Below are 15,926 nucleotides of genomic sequence, written 5' to 3' on the forward strand. Positions count from 1 at the left end.
CGCTCATCGGCCGCGCAATCGGGCATAATCACGAGGAGCACGTCCTCCACGCGAGGCGGCATGTCGAGATCCAGCACTTCTGAGAGGGACCGCACGCGAACATCGATACATCGTGGCCGGGCCGTCTCTGCAGAACGTCTCAAATTACCAGCGCATAGCTTTTCATTGCAGGGTCAGTCCCCCCGATAGGGTTTTCGGAAGAACTCGGAGAGTCCGATATGATCGGCTACTTGCAACTGGTTCTCCCGGCACAACCTCCACCGTCCTTGGGAGCGCATGGGAAACCTCGACTTGTTGATCCTTGGGGTAGGCGCCTACGCTAGTTGGGGGCTTGTGGCGAAGCCGACGCGATGCAGCTTGCGCGATCACCGACGTACCTGGTCGAAAAGGGGATCGGCTCGCTCAATGTTCGGCGCAGACCAGAATGCACACACCAGAAAAATGCTCCTCGGAGCCAACCGCATACATCGACAATCTCCCTAGCCTGCATCCTTGAATTCTTCCTATGCAATGTCCTGTCCGATAGTCAAAATCGAATGTTTCGATGACAAGCATCCATGTTGCGGATAGATGAGACAATGGCCCTTGATGTGAAGCTCCTCGTCGGCTCCACGCACTGCTGACCGAGCGCAACGGCACGGTGGCGGCAAGCCGGATCAGCTAATTCAGCCGGCCATGAGCGCGGCCGTCGCCCAACTGCTTTCAACCATGACCTGTTTACGATGAGCGGTCGCGAATGTTCTAACCCCGCGTGCGGAACCGTCGACGTCTCAGAGTTGAGCGACGACGTCGCGCAGCATCTCGACGCCTTTTTCGATCTGCCGGATGCTCAAGGCGGAATAGCCCATGACAAGCCCGGCGCGGTCGGCTTCGCCTGCTCCCGGCTGCCGATGATAAAGCGGCGAAATCGGGTGCAGCCCCAGACCGGCATGTCGGGCGGCTTCGACCAACGCTGTTTCACGCGATCGCGGCAGGTCGTTGAACCATATGACGACGTGCAGTCCAGCGTCGGCCCCTTGGACGGCGATCCGATCTCGGAAAATCCGCTTCAGGTTGGAAATACCTCCCGGCGCTCGCCGTTAAGGCGGCGCACGCGGCGCACATGCCTTTCATAGCCGCCGCTCTCGAACAGAGAGGCCAATGACGCCTGCTCCGCCACCGGAGAATGCTGGTCGGCAAACTGCTTGGCGGTTTCGAAAACCTGCTGCAATTCCGCCGGGACGACGAGATAGCCGATGCGCAGCATCGGCGAAAGCGTCTTGGAGATGGTGCCGAGGTAGATGACGGCCCCATGATCCTCGAGGCTGTGCAGCGGGGGAACGGGGCTGATATCGTAGCGATATTCGCTGTCGTAGTCGTCCTCGATGACATAGGCGCCCTGCTCCCGCGCCCATTCCAGAAGCTGATGCCGCCGCGCCATCGGCATGACGCCGCCGAGCGGAAACTGATGCGAGGGCGTCGCATAGGCCAGCCGGGCCGCGACCCCCGCCAGTTGCTCCGTCTGCATGCCGTCCTCGTCAACCTCGACGGGAACGGGCGTAGCACCTGTGCCGGCAAAGACCTGGCGCGCCATCCTGTAGCAGGGGTCCTCGATGACGAAGCTGTCCCCTGGGTCGAGCAGCAGGCGCGCGCAGAGATCGAGCCCCTGCTGCGAACCATTGACGATGACGATCTGCTCGGGTTCGAAGCGAACCGTACGGGCGCGCCAGAGATAGCCCTGAAGTGCCTGGCGCAGCCGGGCGCGAACCGCACGGATCGTCATAGGCGAGCCGTGCCGGCCGCTGCGCCATCGCCGCGTTCATCGTGCGCTTCCAAACCGAGGCTGGGGAATCTGAGGCCGCCAGGACGCCATACCGGAAATCTACCTTCAGCGTGTTCGGCAGGTGATCCCGCCACCGCGGATTCCCACGCAGCCGTTCGCCATAGTCAGACAAGTGACCCGGGCCGCCCCGTTTTGGGGGATTAGCGGCCCATTCCGATCAGGCGATTGCCCGAGAGCAGATGTCGGGCATCGCCAACGCTAACCCCTGCGTGACCTTGACCAACAGACCCTCGGTTTCCTGAAGATGGCGTCGTCGAAATCTGCACCGGCGTCGTATTGCCGTAAATCAAGGATGCCAACAACAGGGCCGGATGATTGGAGGCCGAAGCATCAAGCCGCATAAAGACAAGATCGTCGCCCCACCGACGCATTTTGCCAAAAGCAGCTCAACGACGAACATGCCGGCTTGGCGCGCCGAAGGGCCGCCGCCTTTCCCGCAAGCGGCCCAGCCCGCTCGCCACCGGGGTCAACCCACGCCAATCTATCCACCAACGCTCGTCCCATCCGCTATGCGCAACACCAAGCTGATGTCGCAGGGGCGGTCACCGACCCGGTACGCCGTCGAGAAACGACGAACTCGTGCTGTCTTGAGCCACCGGTAAGCAAATCCATTGCTGATCCGCGTCTGCAATAAGCGTTAGCTGGAGCGAACATGCATGCTCGCGGCAGACGCAATCATCAGGACCCTTGCCTCGGTCAATTGGATTGGAGACCATCATATGAAGGTGCAGACCGGTGTTTGGGCAGCTGTTATCGGTCGTCCAGACTTTGGCATCAGTTTTGGTGGACGCGAGCAGCTTGCGAGGGATGCATCCGAACGTGGCGCTGCTCCCACAATCCTCGCAGCTCTCCTGTGAGAGCCTCGCGCTGGCCCTGATCCAGCGTAATTGTGTCGAGGAGATCCGCGAGCACGGCTTCGCCTTCGATCCGCGTCAGCAGATCGAACAGGTCATGTGAAATACGCGCACAGTCACGGTGATCCGTTCGGATTTCGCAGACGGTCTCGTGGCGATCCTGCGCCGTGTATGCGCGGACTTTATGCAGGGATACATAGGGCGGCAATGAAACAGCGAGCGCAGTCCAATCCTGCAGCGTTGCGGCCCGTTTTTTGACGAGGTACGGCCCGACCACAAGTCCATCCAGCTCTGTCGTCAGGAACGTGGCAATCGAGTCTGCAACTGAATCCACGATCGGCTCGGCATTGTTGTTAAAGGACGTATTGAGCAGAATTGGGATGCCTGTCCGCTGCTTGAAGGCATTGATGACGTCCCAGTAGGCCGGACTGGCCTTGCGCGATACTGTTTGCAGCCGAGCCGTACCGTCGACATGCGTGATGGCGCCGAGCAAATCACGCTTGGAATCGCGCACACGAACTACGAAATTCATGAAGGGAAATTCGCACGCACTGCCCGGGAGGTCGAAAAATTCGCGCGCATCCTCCTCCAAAACTGATGGGGCGAACGGGCGATATCCTTCCCGCTTCTTGACCATAGCGTTGATCCGGTCCTTGTTTGAAGCGGGCCTGGGGTCGGCAAGAATGCTGCGATTTCCGAGCGCTCGCGGCCCGAACTCCGAACGACCTTGCACCCAGCCGATCACGGCGCCACCGACCATCCACTCGGCTGCCCTATCCGCCACCTCCTCAGTGCGTTCAAACTCCAGGTGCCCCGCCCATGCCTTTAGTTCCTCTTCGACAGCGTGATCGCTCGCGAGTTCCGGCCCCCAATAGACCTCCTGCAATCGCCTACGCGGCGCTGGGCGGCCCAACTCATTAGACACGATTAGCGCGGCGCCTAATGCGCATCCAGCGTCATGCGATGCGGGCTGCACGAAGATGTCTTCGAAAAGTCCTGAATAGAGCAGCTTGCCGTTCATGGAGCAATTGTGCGCAACTCCGCCGGCCAGGCACAACCGCGTCATCCCGGTGGCCTCACGATAATGGCGAAGAATGTGAAACACGATGAGTTCGAGCGCTTCCTGTAACGACGCACTCACATCCATATGCTGCTGAGTGAATGGCATTCCCTTTTGCCGAACCTGAATGCTGCGGAGCAAAGTCGGACCGATGCGGTCCAGGTGGACGCGATACTCGCCGTTTGCAGAGAGTTCATAGAATTTCTCGAAAAGCTCGCGATAGGGAACGGGATCGCCGTAGGGGGCAAGCCCCATTACCTTGTATTCATCGAACAAGCCGTAGCCGAGATACCGGATCGTCTCGAGATAAAATTGCCCGAGAGAATTGTTCTCCGGGAAAGTCGCAAGTTGCGTAATTTCAGTACCAGATCCTACCGCCACAAGGCCCGACAGGAAATCACCAGAGCCATCAATCGCGAAAATCAGACTTTGCTCGAAGCCCGACATTGCAAAAGCACTCACGGCGTGCGCCTGATGATGACTTACAAATGAGATACGCGAAGCGTCGAGCTCGGTACCGAACTCCTGCGCCAACAGCCTCTGCATCAACAGTTTAGCGTCCAACGGAATGGAGGCGTCCGGCTGGGAAGCTAGCATGTTTTCGAGCATGGCGTTGCTATAGGCTTCGGTAGCGTAGAACGCCACACGATCGATTTCGCTGAGCTGAACCCCAGCGGCTGAAAGACAGTATTGAGCCGCACTAATTGGGAGCTTGTTGGAATGTTTGATCCGATTGAGGCGCTCCTCTTCTACCGCCGCAATGACCTGTCCGTCCCGGACGAGCACCGCAGCGCCATCGTGCATGAATGTGTTTGAAATCTGAAATCTGTTTTCATAGACTTTGTCCAATCCGCCGTTCAATCCTAGACACAGCATCTCGCTCTCCATTTGTCGTACAGGAATATTAAATTGGCCGTCTGATCAGAAACACAGGCCGCGTTGTCGTTCGCGCCACGAACGCCAGTCAAACATGATCGGGCTCAAAGAAATTCTCTTCGGCCGGGATCAACATGACATCCTGTGATCGAGGTGCCGGGCGGCCCATAACGTTGATAGATTGAGTGGATGCCACCGAAGACCCTCCGTGGCATGCCGATTTCTGTTGGCGATGTCGTTTTTATTGGCAGCACGAAGTCCATAGCGCATCGTTTATCTCCTTCTCTTCGCGTCAGCGCATCAGTCGGCGGCGCAACAGCGCCATCGAGAGGAAGAATGGCAACAGCGCGTACAGGCCGAGCACCCCGATGTGCAGGGCGATGCCGACGATCGGGCGATCAAGCATAACCGGACGAATGAGGTCGATTGAATGTGACAGCGGCATGCATCGCGCTATCTTCTGAAAGGCGTCAGGCAGCTGATTCAATGGGAAAACGGCACCGGACAGGAACAGCATAGGTGTGAGGACAAGCGTCTGGTAAAACACGAAGTAATCGTAGCTGGGCGAAAGCGCGGTGACGACCATCGCAAGGCTCGCAAACACGCACCCAGTGAGAGCAATGATTGGCAGCGCATAGAGGACGGACGGCCAGGCTGCATAACCCAACGTTGCGGTGACAATGGTGATTGCCGTACCGGCCAAGAAGGCCTTGGTGGCTGCCCACGCCAGTTCACCCAGAACGATGTCGCCGAGGGTAACGTGCGTGTACAGCATTGCTTCCCAAGTGCGCTGAGAGTGCATGCGAGCGAAAGCCGCGTACAATGTTTCGAGGGTAGAGGCGGTCATCGCACTTACCGCGACCATGCCGGCCGCCAAAAAGGCGATATATGACGCACCGTCGACGCGGCCGACCATTATGCCGAGGCCGGTGCCGAGTCCGAAAAGGTAGATTATAGGATCGGCAAGGTTACCGAGAATCGTCACGAGTGAGACTTTCTTCCATGCCAGATAGTTCCGGCGCCACACCGCAACCCAGTTCCACGCATTGGACGGCAGCGCCGCCGCAAAATCTTCAATCATCGTTCACTCCTCTATCTCGCGCCCGGTCAGCCGCAAGAAAACATCCTCGAGATTGGCTGGACGCAAAAGAAGGCGCAGACCTGCTCGCCCCTGCAGTTGCGTGCGCACCTGCTCAGGGTCGGGCGCGTAGCAATAAAGGGTTTCGCCGCTCACCTCGATGCGCTGGGAATGTGGCTTGACCAGCGAAAGCAACTCGTGCGGATCGCCGCCGTAAATCTCCATGACCTGGCATCCGATATGCTCGTCGATCAGCGCCTGCGGGCGGCCTTCGGCGATATTGCGACCCCTTTCGAGCACACACAGCCGATCGCATAATCGCTCAGCCTCTTCCATGAAATGCGTCGTCAGGATAATCGTCTTGCCGCGTGCCAACAGGGCGCGCAGCCGCTCCCAGATCAGGTGGCGCGCGTGCGGATCGAGGCCGGTGGTCGGCTCGTCCATCACAATGAGCTGGGGGTCGTTGATCAACGCCCGCGCCATCGTCAGGCATCGCTTCATGCCGCCGGACAGTTCCGAGACGCGCGCATCCGCCTTGCGCTCGAGGCGAGCGAACTCGAGAAGCGACGGGATGACCGCTTCGCTCTCGCGTGTGCTCATGCCGAAGTAGCGTCCGAACACCAGCAAGTTCTCGCGTACGGTGAATTCCTGGTCAAGATTGTCGAATTGCGGGACCACGCCAATGCCCCTGCGTGCCAGCCGAGCGCGCGCCGGCACTGGCACGCCGAGCACCGTGATCGCGCCCGCGTCAGGGCATGTCATGCCGAGGAGCATACGCGCAATCGTGCTTTTGCCCGCCCCGTTTGGTCCGAGGAGGCCGAAACACTCTCCCGACGCAACGGAGAACGACAGTTCGTCGACAACGACCTTGTTCCCATACGACTTGGTTACGCCGGCAAAATCGACTGCCACGGTCGACAGAGAGTCAGGCACGGAGCTTTTCGCGCTTGTCTGCCCGTGAAACTCCCGTTCGATCGGACCAGTCTCGATCCGCCGCAAATCCTCTGGGTCCAACTTCCGACTCAACATTTGATCTTCCTGGTCCTGGCTCAAAACTCTTCCACCTGCGATCACGTGACTATTGCTGTTCGCTGTAAGCTGCGTCAGATGCCACCAAGGCGGGCTTTGGAAGGGCGCCGCCGATGTCTGTCACAGTGGCGGCCGAGCTTCGCGACAACCAATCGCTATTGCTCAATGTACACAGCGCGTATGCTTTCAATGGGAGCAAGAGAAAGATGTTGATGAGTGTGTGGAGCGAGAATCCGAGAAATCGAAGTTGGCGCGCACGAAACGCTGCCACGCTGCAGCGAACTATAGTCATGACCGCGATCGTCAGGCATGCCGTCCAGGGCACAGTACCTGTCGTTATGAATTGCGCGAGCCCAGCCAGGAGCGACAAAGAGAGCAATAATGGGCCAAGATTCTGCCCAATCACGTCCAATGTGAGATAAATATTAAGGCCGCGCAGCAGTTGGAGCGCCAGCAACGTGTCCCGGAACGTGCTCCGGGCCCAGCGAAGCTGTTGGCGCAGATAGGGACCCATGCTGCTGGGAACGACTGTTGCCGCGACGGCCTCCGGGACATACTCTGTTCGAAAGCCTGCTTTCAGCATCAGGATCGTAAGGTGGCGGTCCTCACCGAAGTCGCTCGGCTTCCCTCGAAAGCGCTGCGTCTCGTATTGATCCAGGAGCGAAACAAGCGCGGATCGCCGGTACATGGCACACGGACCGCAGCAACACATGACGGCACCGAACCGAGCCTGCGCTGCCCGCTCTTCGTTGCAGGCGAGCCAGTATTCCATGTCAATCAACCGCGTCAGCCAAGTTTCACTGCGATTGCTAGCCGCCAACTGGCCCATGGCGGCGCCAATCGCTTGATCTTGCATCTTTAGCGCAAGCCTCGTGACGACGTCCGGCGCGAGTATCGTGTCCGAATCTACATTGAGCACCAAATCTCCGCACGAGCGGCGAACCGCCGCAATCTGTGCCTTGCGCTTTCCGACATTCTTTGGGAGCGCAATGAAGTTGAACCTCGGGTCGCGCGCGTATTCCTCGTGTATACCTACGAGGGCATCGTGGTTTCCAGAACCGTCATCAACAACATAGACCTGCAGTTTTCCGGCGTAGTCCTGACTTGCAATGGAAGCCAGGCAGTCCGAGAGGGTGCGAGGAGCCTCGTTGTAGCACGGGATAATGACATCGACGCTCGGCCAAGGCTCACAGCCGGCGGGTTCGCCCGAGGTCGGCGGTACGTTTGTAGGCAGGGTATAAAACACCTGCGCGGTCTTATAGACGGTCGACAGCAGCGCATAAGAGCAGACTGCAACAATACTGGCTGGGGCAAAGAGGTTCATGAGATCTCAGATTTTTCTGTGAATTTGAGGAAGCGAGCGGATAACAAATCCGAGGTCATAGCTCTGGACCGTTCCGATCGATCAAAGTGCCGGCCGGCCACTCGCTCATCGAGCGTCCAATTGGGAGCACCATGAGGAGTACGTCGTCGTCGACTCGCGTCGTGGAAGGCAGATCGGGGTACACGTCCGGGAGGGTTGAACGCACGCGAACGCCCGTCAGAATGTTCGCCAAGCCTTTGCGGCAGAACCTCCCAACATGGTTCCGGAGCGCTTGCCGAACCGTGCCGAAAGCGAATGGAACGCTAAGCTGCTGCAGCACTGGGTACATGACGCTAATCGAATGGGCGATTCCCAGCCCCTCAAGATCCGGACGCACCCCGTATAGACCGAGTTCAGCGACCAGCAGATCAACGTCGCCAACTTTGATGTATCGGCGCAGCAGGCCCAAGTGAGCGGCTACCCCGTGCACATCATAGCCGATTGCGCGGACCTCTGGCCTTGCACCGGCCCAACTTCGACCGCCTTCGAATTGCATTCCATTGAAGGCTCCGGTCGGCTCATAGGTCTTCCGGAAGAACTCAGAGAGTTCGAGGTGATCGGAAAGCTGCAACTCATTTTCCCAGCACAACCTCCACTGCACGTCATTGCGCATGCGAAGACTTCCTCTTTTTGGGTTCTTTTGTGCACCTCACGCGGTAGAGCAGCGGCGGTGCATGTCATGTGGGGGTCTATGAACGACCCGCCCAGATTGGTAAAATTGATTGTTTAGATCGAGAGCATCCACGCTATGGATGCTAAAACCATGCGTTTCAAAGGCCTTGATCTGAACCTTCTGGTCGTGCTCGATTGGCCCCGATAGCGGCGACGCACCGATGGCAGCTGTTGGTGACACAACCTGCCTCAAGAGCGGCCGCCAGCGGCGTGGCTGCGCCTCGTGCCGAAGCAGCGATCAAGTGGAGGATGGGCCCGATAGGCGTCAGCAAACGCGGCGAGCGTTGACGTACGATCGCGCAGCTCTGGATCGCCGGCGGCAAACAGGTTCCGCGAAGCTCTGGCTCGACAAGTTGCGGCAAGACGGCATGCCAATGGTGCGATGGTCGCACTCGCCAACAGGAATCGTCTGGTCAACGCTCTCGAGTGTTGCCTGTCAACCGGACTGTCGGTGAAAGCACCTGGAGAGCGGGAAGGAGGGCGCACCCGGATGGCGCTACTTCGAACGAATTGTTTGAGGTTTTGGCCGACTGGAACACCCAGCTTGAGCACCTGAGGCCTGAAATGCGCGAAGGAGCTGGCCCCTAAGTTTTCATTCCGTGCGAGGGATCAAAGATCGCCGCACACAGAAGAGGCAGCCTAAGGAGCGTCAGCACTTGCGCCGGCCGAAGGGCCGGGACGCGGGACTGGCTGCAACGACGAGATCGGTTAAAAGGGCAGCCGGTAGGAGTGTCAGCATAGCGCCGCCGAAGGCGGGACACGGGACCGACGGCCCCCGACGAGGAGTGCCGCTTTCCCGGCTAGGGATCGTCACCCACCTGGGCCGAAACACCTTTGAGGTTCGGTGGCGGCAGTCATAGAGCCCGTCCCGCATAGGGGGCCATGCAAAATAAGGACTTCGCTCCATCTGGGTATTTATCGGTCATTTATTGGGTAAAGCCGTTTCTTGATTTTTTGGGTATTTTCAAAGGGGCTTGGCGGGCCTTGGCACGCTCGCGCCAGAGCGCCTATCGGCTTTGCGCCGTGTTGCGATCATCGAGAGCATTGGCTCTTCTACTGAAACAGGTTCAGCAACATGTCACCGAACTGACATGCGCCGTCATGAACACAGTCACGCATATGGGCTGGCAATTTCCAGGTTCGCCAGGCCCCGGGAATCCCATCTTTGAAAAGTAGCCAAAGCCTTGTGGTGTGCGCAGATCTCGATGAGAGGGAGGGAGAGATCCGCTTATGCGTGTACCGGTGGCAAGACGCCGGCGGCATCTAATCCGCGCAGGCTTGGTCAGGGCTCCAAGGGGCTCGAAGGCCCTTTGGTTCGTCTTCATGTGCGAAATCATGATGCGGGGCCAAGGCGGCATACGCCTTGGCTGCGATCCAACGGCAATCACGTTGGTCTGGGCGGGGTCTTGGGAGGGGCAGGAATGCCCCGCCTCCAAGCGCGATGAAACGGCGGACGTTTCGATGGTGTGATGAGGCTCGATGCCGACAGAACCGCAAGGCCGGAAGGGTGCACGGGAAACGCGACAGCGGATTTCCCTGCCAAGGTTGCGATACTACACCGCACATCCTTGCAATGCGCCTTACGCAAAATGGCAGAGGTGGGGGAACGGTCACCCCGTCGCTTCCGACCCTGATATGTGGAGCGGAAAGGCTTCGGCCGACGTCTGGGGGCCGTTGAGGTGGAAGTCCGCGAAACCCCCTCGAGGCTCGCGGCCCTGAACATCGAGCCCCATGAAGACGCCGGATATACCTAAGCAGAAGTGACCATCGCCCGGACCCGGCTAACTTGTCGCAATCGGGCGCTCTTATACGTCCACATATAGGATCAGCTTGACACCACAGAAGCGCACAGTGTCTCCAAATCAACTTCGACAATTCGTTTCATCAGAAAGCGGAAATCGGCTTTCGGAAGCGGGCCAGCAGGCAGTCTTCATTGATCGACGCGCCCCGGCACTCGATGCACTCGATCTCGGTCAACGATTCGTTCAGCATGGCGATAGTGGTCTCTGCACCAGCAGCGTGCCCCCAGCGTTGGCAATTGGCGTCACGTGCCGACCCGAAAACCAGGTGCCCGCCTGGCGCAAGCAGGCCTACCAGGTTGCGGACTGCTGCGCGGATCTGAACGAGGTCTCCTACGTAGTAAAGAACTTCCGCCACGACGATCAGGTCGAACAGCTCATCACTCGAAAATTGTTGAACATCGGAGATTATCCACCTGATGTGCGGCGGCTCCTTCATGCGTAAACGTGCTCGCGTAATCGCTGGCTCCACGACATCGATCACAGTGAGCCGCTGGCAAATGGGGGCTAGCCGTTCCGTAAAAGCGCCAGCAGCGCACCCGACTTCGAGCCCATTTGCGACAGGACCTTGCGCAAGTGACAACCGGAGAATTTGCGTGTGGCGCTCCCGCTCGAACGGGTTGCCATCGAGCCGCCATGGATCGTCTGCGGCCATTTCTCGATTCAGCAGTTCATGATCGATTTTATGGGTCAAATTCCCACCTCGCTAAGGCAGCAATCACCGGCGCTGCAAATGCCGTCAGATGTCGCTAGCGTCGGGGACCCGGGCACACCAATCTGAGAAGCGGGGCCGCTTCCTGCACCGGGCAGACCTGCGGGCCGAGGCACTTGATTTCGGTCACGCTCCTAATAGGGTCCGCAGGATTGGCAAAATTGATTGTTTGGATGATAACCATCCACGCCGTAAACACATCGAAGGCGGAATTGGGCGTGGCTGGGACCACGTCTGGGTGGCGCCGGCCGACAAATTTCTCACATCGAACCAAACTCGCCAGCCTGTTACGACGCCAGCACGCTGACGATGATGCTATGATGACTGCGGTTCACCGCCTCAGCATGGCCGCAATGCCATGACGGACAAAGGGAAGATGCTGGCCGAAGCGCAGCCCCACATGTCTTGCAAGCCGTGCCGCCGGGTGCTCGCTTGAGTAGAGTCCGACGAGAATATTCGTAGCATGGTAGAGCGGCGCCGCCGACAGGCGCAGTCGGCTTTCATATCTGTGGAGCATGTCGGGATCGGCAATGTCGCGACGGTCGCGCCATGCTGCCAGGATACCACGGGCGAGTTGCCTCTGGCCGCCGAGGCCGATGTTGAAGCCATGCGCGGTCACCGGGTGCATGCCAATGGCAGCGTCGCCTATCAATGCGGCGCTCGGCGCCCGGAACATGTGGGCCCAGGTGGTGACCAACGGATAGATATGGCGGCTGCTTGCCAAGCTCATGTTGCCGAGGCGCCCTCGACAGCGCTTCGTCAACTCCATCAGGAACAACTCGTCGTCGAGGGCAAGCAGTCCGTCGGCCTCGTTTGAGGGCAAAGTCAAAAGCAGCGACGACATGCCTCGCGCGAGGGGCAACATCGCTATCGTCTGATGGTGGTCGAACCATTCGATCGCGATCTGGTGGTGGGGGCGCTCGTGCCACACCCGGCAAATCAGCATTGAGCTGCCAAGCCGATTGATATCGGCGCCGATGCCGAGCAGATCGCGGGTGGCGGACAAACGCGAATCGGCGGCAACGAGAAGCCGAGCGGTCAGCTGCCTGCCGTTGGAGAGCGTTACGACTGCTCCCTGATGGCTGTTTGTTGCACGCGCGACCGAGTGGCCGCACAGCAGCCGGGCATGGCCCTGCAAGCGGATGATCTTGAAAAGGGCATCGCGGATCCGGCAATTCGGAACCAGAACGCCCAGTGGTTCCGTGGATCCGTCGGGGGAATCGAAACACAGCGCAAAAGGACTCGATCCGTTGAGGACGCGTGCGCCTTGAAGCGGTGACTTGTCCGAAGCGGGGATAACATCCCAGGCGCCGAGCTCGCGAAGGATTCCAGTCGAGGCGTGGGTGAGCGCGATCTCGCGACCGTCGAAAGCCGCACTTGCCAGTGTTTGCAGGGACTGCCCTTCGACAACCGCCAGTTTGAGCTCGCTGTGGGCAAGCGATGCGGCGAAGGAAAGTCCGACCGGCCCGGCGCCAACGACAATGATGTCGAAGCTGTCGTCAAAGCCGGCCATCAGCGTGCCGCCAGCGCGTTGGCTATCTTCGTGAGACGTTGCTGGAGTCGAGCCGCATGTCGCGCATCGATTGCGCTGCGATCCAGTGCCCGCCGCATCGCCTCAAGCGGGTTTCTCACGTCGGTTCCTGGCCGGTGAATCGTCATTTTCCCGCCGTATGGTCTGGATTGTCAAGACGTTGGGAGCGACGATCAGGCTGTCGGTCAGCACATGCGTTTTCCCTTGAAGGACTGTCGATCAAACCACGCCGACGAGGACATGGCCTTGATCTGGGTCAGTCGAGGCGGGACCGGCGTCAGATGACCTCGATCCAATCCAGTCGTGTGCCAGCTGACCCCATGACGACGCAATGGCACCAGCTAAGGGGAACCAGGCGCGTCTGGTCTGGGAAGGGTGTTTCAGGACTTTTGCGATATCAGCGAATGACCGGCTCGCCATGGAAGCGCCGGCGCGAGGGCAGCGACACGCCGAAGCCGACTTCCATCATCAGCCGTTGGCGTGCGCGAAGGCACGGTGTATATGGAGCCAAACGGATCTTCGACGAAGCCAAGCCGGCTTCGCCGGTCAGCGTGATCGGGCTGTCATCGCCTCGTTTTCGCATCAGCCAGTATTCCAGCGGCAGGCAAGCGGGGCGGCGGCACTCGAAAGAGCCGCCGCCCGGCTTGGCACCTATTCGCGGACGAACAGCGGCTGGACCCCGGCCCATTGATCGACCGTGCGCCCAGTCGATGCTCAGATTGGTTGCCGACCGCTTCGACCACGGCGCTGCCGGCCTCGAGCGTCTCGGCCATGACAAGACGTCGTCGTCGCAAAGTGCGAGCAAACGGGCGAAGACGGTGGCGAGGGCAAAGGCGTCGCCATTGCCGCCGGCTATCGCTGTGAGCGCTCGATGACGGCGCCCCACAGGATCAGGATATTGATGCCGGAATAGCGCCGCTGGGTGGCTGCATTCCTGGGCAGGCCAAGGGCTGCCTTTGCCCTGCCCCAGGGCTTGACCCATGGCACGGTGCCGCGCTCCAGTTCGGCAACGATACGGTCTGTGATCTCCTGATAGAGGCTGGCGCCTGAGCGCCCGCCCTTGCCCGCGCCAGCCTCGCGGCTGCCGGAATGCTTGTTGTTTGCACGCATTGTCTGGTCCTCCGTTCGCCAATTGCGCCCTCCCCCGGAAGCGGGGTGGGCGGCGAAAACGACCGGAAAGGCCCGCCGTCGGAGGCGGACCGCATCCGAAGGACCGGAACGAAGAGGAGGACCCGAAGCGAAGCGAAAGGGTTGCGGGATGCCGCGGCTGGCCTAGAAGGGAGTGCCGCCCACCCCGCTTCCGGGGAAGGCCACCACAAAATCGACGCCTGCCGGCTGGCCGGCGACCGTCAGCAGCCGACAGGCTGCCCGCGCCAGGGGGCGAATCCGGATGGCCGAGACCGCCTGAGCCTGCCGAAGAAGAAGCGGGCTCGGTTCACGAGCACCCGGCACGCGTCGTCAGGCGCGCGGGCGCCGTCAAAGCTTAGGCCAAATTGCCGCTTCCCGCGGATGCGTGGATGCCATGCCTTGCGCTGCGGTTATTAGGTCGCAGGGCTCAACGCTCGGTGCCCCCGCCAGGCGTGCGGGCGAGAAAGGCGCTGAACAGGAATTCTCGTTCCAGGAACGGTCGTTCCTGTTCCATAACGCGGTCGGCAGGTCGACAGGGGCCCGTCGCTCGAGGTCCTATGCGAAGTGCGGTTACACATCCTGACGCAGCCAACCGCCGTTTTGAAGAGAAAGCCGGGATGCCTGCGTGCCAGCCGCTGATGCGCCATCTGAAACTCCCCGACCTGTTCGGCGCTGTCGACCGCATGCCGACGCTTGGCACGTTGTTGGGTGAGCGAAAGTTCGAGGGTCTTTAATCCATCCACCGGCGAAGTGTTGGCAGAGCTACCCGACATGGCCGCTGAGACGCGCACGGCGATCGACAAGGCTTATACGGCGCAGGCTGGATGGGCGGCGTTGACCGCCCGGGATCGCCGGGACTCGCTCTGGCGCTGGCATCAATTGATCATCGACCACGCCGACGACCTCGCTGCCATCCTCACAGCTGAGATGGGCAAGCCGCTTGCCGAAGCCAAGTCGGAAGTCTCGCATGCGGCGGCATATCTGCAATGGTATGCCGAAGAGGCCAACCGCATCTATGGCGAGACGATCTTCCCGCCCTCGACTGACCGGGGCATGCTGGTGGTCAAGCAGCCAATCGGCGTTGTTGGCACGATCACGCCATGGAATTTCCCGGCTTCAATGGTGGTGCGCAAGATCTCACCGGCTCTGGCGGCGGGCTGCACTGTGATATTGAAACCTGCCGCACAGACGCCGCTTGTTGCAGGCGCAATGTGCGCGGCCGGCTTTCCCGAAGGCGTCGTCAACCTGATCTTTGCTTGCAAAGGCGATGCCGTCGGCCGCACACTGATCAACCGATGAACTTGATCCACAGGCGCTTGAACCATGCGACGATGGCCTTGAGCCCTTCGGCTGGGCGCCGCGCTTGAGAAGGCGGTCATAGGCACGGCCGGCTTCGATCTGCTCGCGAGACATCTTGCCGGCCCAATGGATCGATGATGACTGCCTGCAGGTACTGCGCTGGATGTATGACCGGCGCGACCTTTCCGAAGTGCGGCCCGACCTCGCCCAATGGCTGGCCAAGTGGGAGACGCGCTGCCCCAAGCTGTGCCAGTGGGTGGAGGACAACATCGAGGAGACGCTCACCTTCAACCGGCTGCCACGGCAGCATCACAAGCGCCTGAAGAGCACCAAGATCCTGGAGCGGCTCAATCAGGAGATCAAGCGGCGCATCCATGTGGTGCGCATCTTTCCCAGCGCTGAGAGCTGTCTGCGGCTCGTCCGCGCGCTCGCCGTCGAAACACACGAAAACTGGCTGGAGGCCATGCGAATCTCAACATGGAGCACCTGGCCGAGGACAAGAAGGAGATGCTGCGCAAGCTGGAGCAGCCCAAGGCCGCCTGACGGCGGCGGGCGGGCTGGGCGCATGCGTTACTTGAAGACGCCGCGCCTGACCCGCCAACACCGGCGACCGTGATCGCAAATTTGCAGAAGACTCTGGACAGAACTCCCAAACTGCATCAAAAATAGTCAGAGCTAGATTATGGAAGCCGATTGAGATGGA

At 60.0% G+C, this 15,926-nt stretch carries 10 protein-coding genes and 4 pseudogenes; 3 read left to right on the forward strand and 11 right to left on the reverse strand.

Going from position 1 to position 15,926, the window contains the following annotated elements:
* Nucleotides 1-173: 173 nt before the first annotated feature.
* From A9K68_RS29450 to A9K68_RS29480, 7 genes and pseudogenes are all read right to left on the reverse strand, one after another.
* Nucleotides 174-278: a hypothetical protein gene (locus tag A9K68_RS29450; RefSeq protein ID WP_082982601.1), complete on the reverse strand. Its 105-nt coding sequence runs from the start codon at nucleotides 276-278 to the stop codon at nucleotides 174-176.
* 492 nt (nucleotides 279-770) lie between these two features.
* Nucleotides 771-1,958, reverse strand: a pseudogene (locus A9K68_RS29455) (PLP-dependent aminotransferase family protein); the annotation flags it as partial.
* 638 nt (nucleotides 1,959-2,596) lie between these two features.
* Entirely contained in the window at nucleotides 2,597-4,612 is a 2,016-nt protein-coding gene (locus tag A9K68_RS29460) for a carbamoyltransferase (protein ID WP_065010678.1), read from the reverse strand.
* 292 nt (nucleotides 4,613-4,904) lie between these two features.
* Nucleotides 4,905-5,693, reverse strand: coding sequence for an ABC transporter permease (locus tag A9K68_RS29465; RefSeq protein ID WP_065010657.1), 789 nt, complete (start codon nucleotides 5,691-5,693; stop codon nucleotides 4,905-4,907).
* 3 nt (nucleotides 5,694-5,696) lie between these two features.
* Entirely contained in the window at nucleotides 5,697-6,719 is a 1,023-nt protein-coding gene (gene nodI, locus A9K68_RS29470; protein WP_082982602.1) for a nodulation factor ABC transporter ATP-binding protein NodI, read from the reverse strand.
* 49 nt (nucleotides 6,720-6,768) lie between these two features.
* Complete coding sequence (gene nodC, locus A9K68_RS29475) at nucleotides 6,769-8,043, reverse strand: chitooligosaccharide synthase NodC (protein WP_065010658.1); 1,275 nt, start codon at nucleotides 8,041-8,043, stop codon at nucleotides 6,769-6,771.
* A gap of 55 nt (nucleotides 8,044-8,098) precedes the next feature.
* The gene (locus A9K68_RS29480; RefSeq protein ID WP_065010659.1) at nucleotides 8,099-8,695 is read right to left on the reverse strand and encodes a NodA family N-acyltransferase; all 597 of its coding nucleotides are present in this window, start codon (nucleotides 8,693-8,695) and stop codon (nucleotides 8,099-8,101) included.
* A gap of 941 nt (nucleotides 8,696-9,636) precedes the next feature.
* Between A9K68_RS29480 and A9K68_RS32105 the strand changes: the two genes are divergently transcribed.
* Entirely contained in the window at nucleotides 9,637-9,930 is a 294-nt protein-coding gene (locus tag A9K68_RS32105; RefSeq protein ID WP_163602975.1) for a hypothetical protein, read from the forward strand.
* 708 nt (nucleotides 9,931-10,638) lie between these two features.
* Here A9K68_RS32105 and nodS read toward each other — a convergent pair.
* The 4 genes and pseudogenes from nodS to A9K68_RS29505 all read right to left on the reverse strand — a co-directional run.
* Nucleotides 10,639-11,208: a nodulation methyltransferase NodS gene (gene nodS, locus A9K68_RS29490; RefSeq protein ID WP_065010680.1), complete on the reverse strand. Its 570-nt coding sequence runs from the start codon at nucleotides 11,206-11,208 to the stop codon at nucleotides 10,639-10,641.
* 388 nt (nucleotides 11,209-11,596) lie between these two features.
* On the reverse strand, nucleotides 11,597-12,778 hold the full coding sequence (ubiM, locus tag A9K68_RS29495; RefSeq protein ID WP_065010661.1) for a 5-demethoxyubiquinol-8 5-hydroxylase UbiM: 1,182 nt from the start codon (nucleotides 12,776-12,778) through the stop codon (nucleotides 11,597-11,599).
* Nucleotides 12,779-13,193: 415 nt separating this feature from the next.
* Complete coding sequence (locus A9K68_RS29500) at nucleotides 13,194-13,379, reverse strand: hypothetical protein (RefSeq protein ID WP_176478101.1); 186 nt, start codon at nucleotides 13,377-13,379, stop codon at nucleotides 13,194-13,196.
* A 278-nt stretch (nucleotides 13,380-13,657) separates the two neighbouring features.
* Nucleotides 13,658-13,906 (reverse strand): annotated as a pseudogene (locus A9K68_RS29505) (ArdC-like ssDNA-binding domain-containing protein); the annotation flags it as partial.
* Nucleotides 13,907-14,541: 635 nt separating this feature from the next.
* Here A9K68_RS29505 and A9K68_RS29510 point away from each other — a divergent pair.
* Both A9K68_RS29510 and A9K68_RS29515 read left to right on the forward strand, forming a co-directional pair.
* Nucleotides 14,542-15,217: pseudogene (locus A9K68_RS29510) on the forward strand (aldehyde dehydrogenase family protein); the annotation flags it as partial.
* A 142-nt stretch (nucleotides 15,218-15,359) separates the two neighbouring features.
* A pseudogene (locus tag A9K68_RS29515) lies at nucleotides 15,360-15,766 on the forward strand (transposase); the annotation flags it as partial.
* Between the last annotated feature and the right edge of the window lie 160 nt (nucleotides 15,767-15,926).

Source organism: Mesorhizobium sp. AA22 (genome assembly GCF_001672375.2).
GTDB classification, from domain to species: domain Bacteria; phylum Pseudomonadota; class Alphaproteobacteria; order Rhizobiales; family Rhizobiaceae; genus Mesorhizobium; species Mesorhizobium wenxiniae.

Excerpts from the sequence above, each read along its gene's own strand:
- A9K68_RS29450 (WP_082982601.1), bottom strand. The coding sequence starts at position 278 with ATGCGCTCCCAAGGACGGTGGAGGTTGTGCCGGGAGAACCAGTTGCAA.
- A9K68_RS29460 (WP_065010678.1), bottom strand. The coding sequence starts at position 4,612 with ATGCTGTGTCTAGGATTGAACGGCGGATTGGACAAAGTCTATGAAAAC.
- A9K68_RS29465 (WP_065010657.1), bottom strand. The coding sequence starts at position 5,693 with ATGATTGAAGATTTTGCGGCGGCGCTGCCGTCCAATGCGTGGAACTGG.
- nodI (WP_082982602.1), bottom strand. The coding sequence starts at position 6,719 with ATGTTGAGTCGGAAGTTGGACCCAGAGGATTTGCGGCGGATCGAGACT.
- nodC (WP_065010658.1), bottom strand. The coding sequence starts at position 8,043 with ATGAACCTCTTTGCCCCAGCCAGTATTGTTGCAGTCTGCTCTTATGCG.
- A9K68_RS29480 (WP_065010659.1), bottom strand. The coding sequence starts at position 8,695 with ATGCGCAATGACGTGCAGTGGAGGTTGTGCTGGGAAAATGAGTTGCAG.
- A9K68_RS32105 (WP_163602975.1), top strand. The coding sequence starts at position 9,637 with ATGCAAAATAAGGACTTCGCTCCATCTGGGTATTTATCGGTCATTTAT.
- nodS (WP_065010680.1), bottom strand. The coding sequence starts at position 11,208 with ATGGCCGCAGACGATCCATGGCGGCTCGATGGCAACCCGTTCGAGCGG.
- ubiM (WP_065010661.1), bottom strand. The coding sequence starts at position 12,778 with ATGGCCGGCTTTGACGACAGCTTCGACATCATTGTCGTTGGCGCCGGG.
- A9K68_RS29500 (WP_176478101.1), bottom strand. The coding sequence starts at position 13,379 with ATGCGAAAACGAGGCGATGACAGCCCGATCACGCTGACCGGCGAAGCC.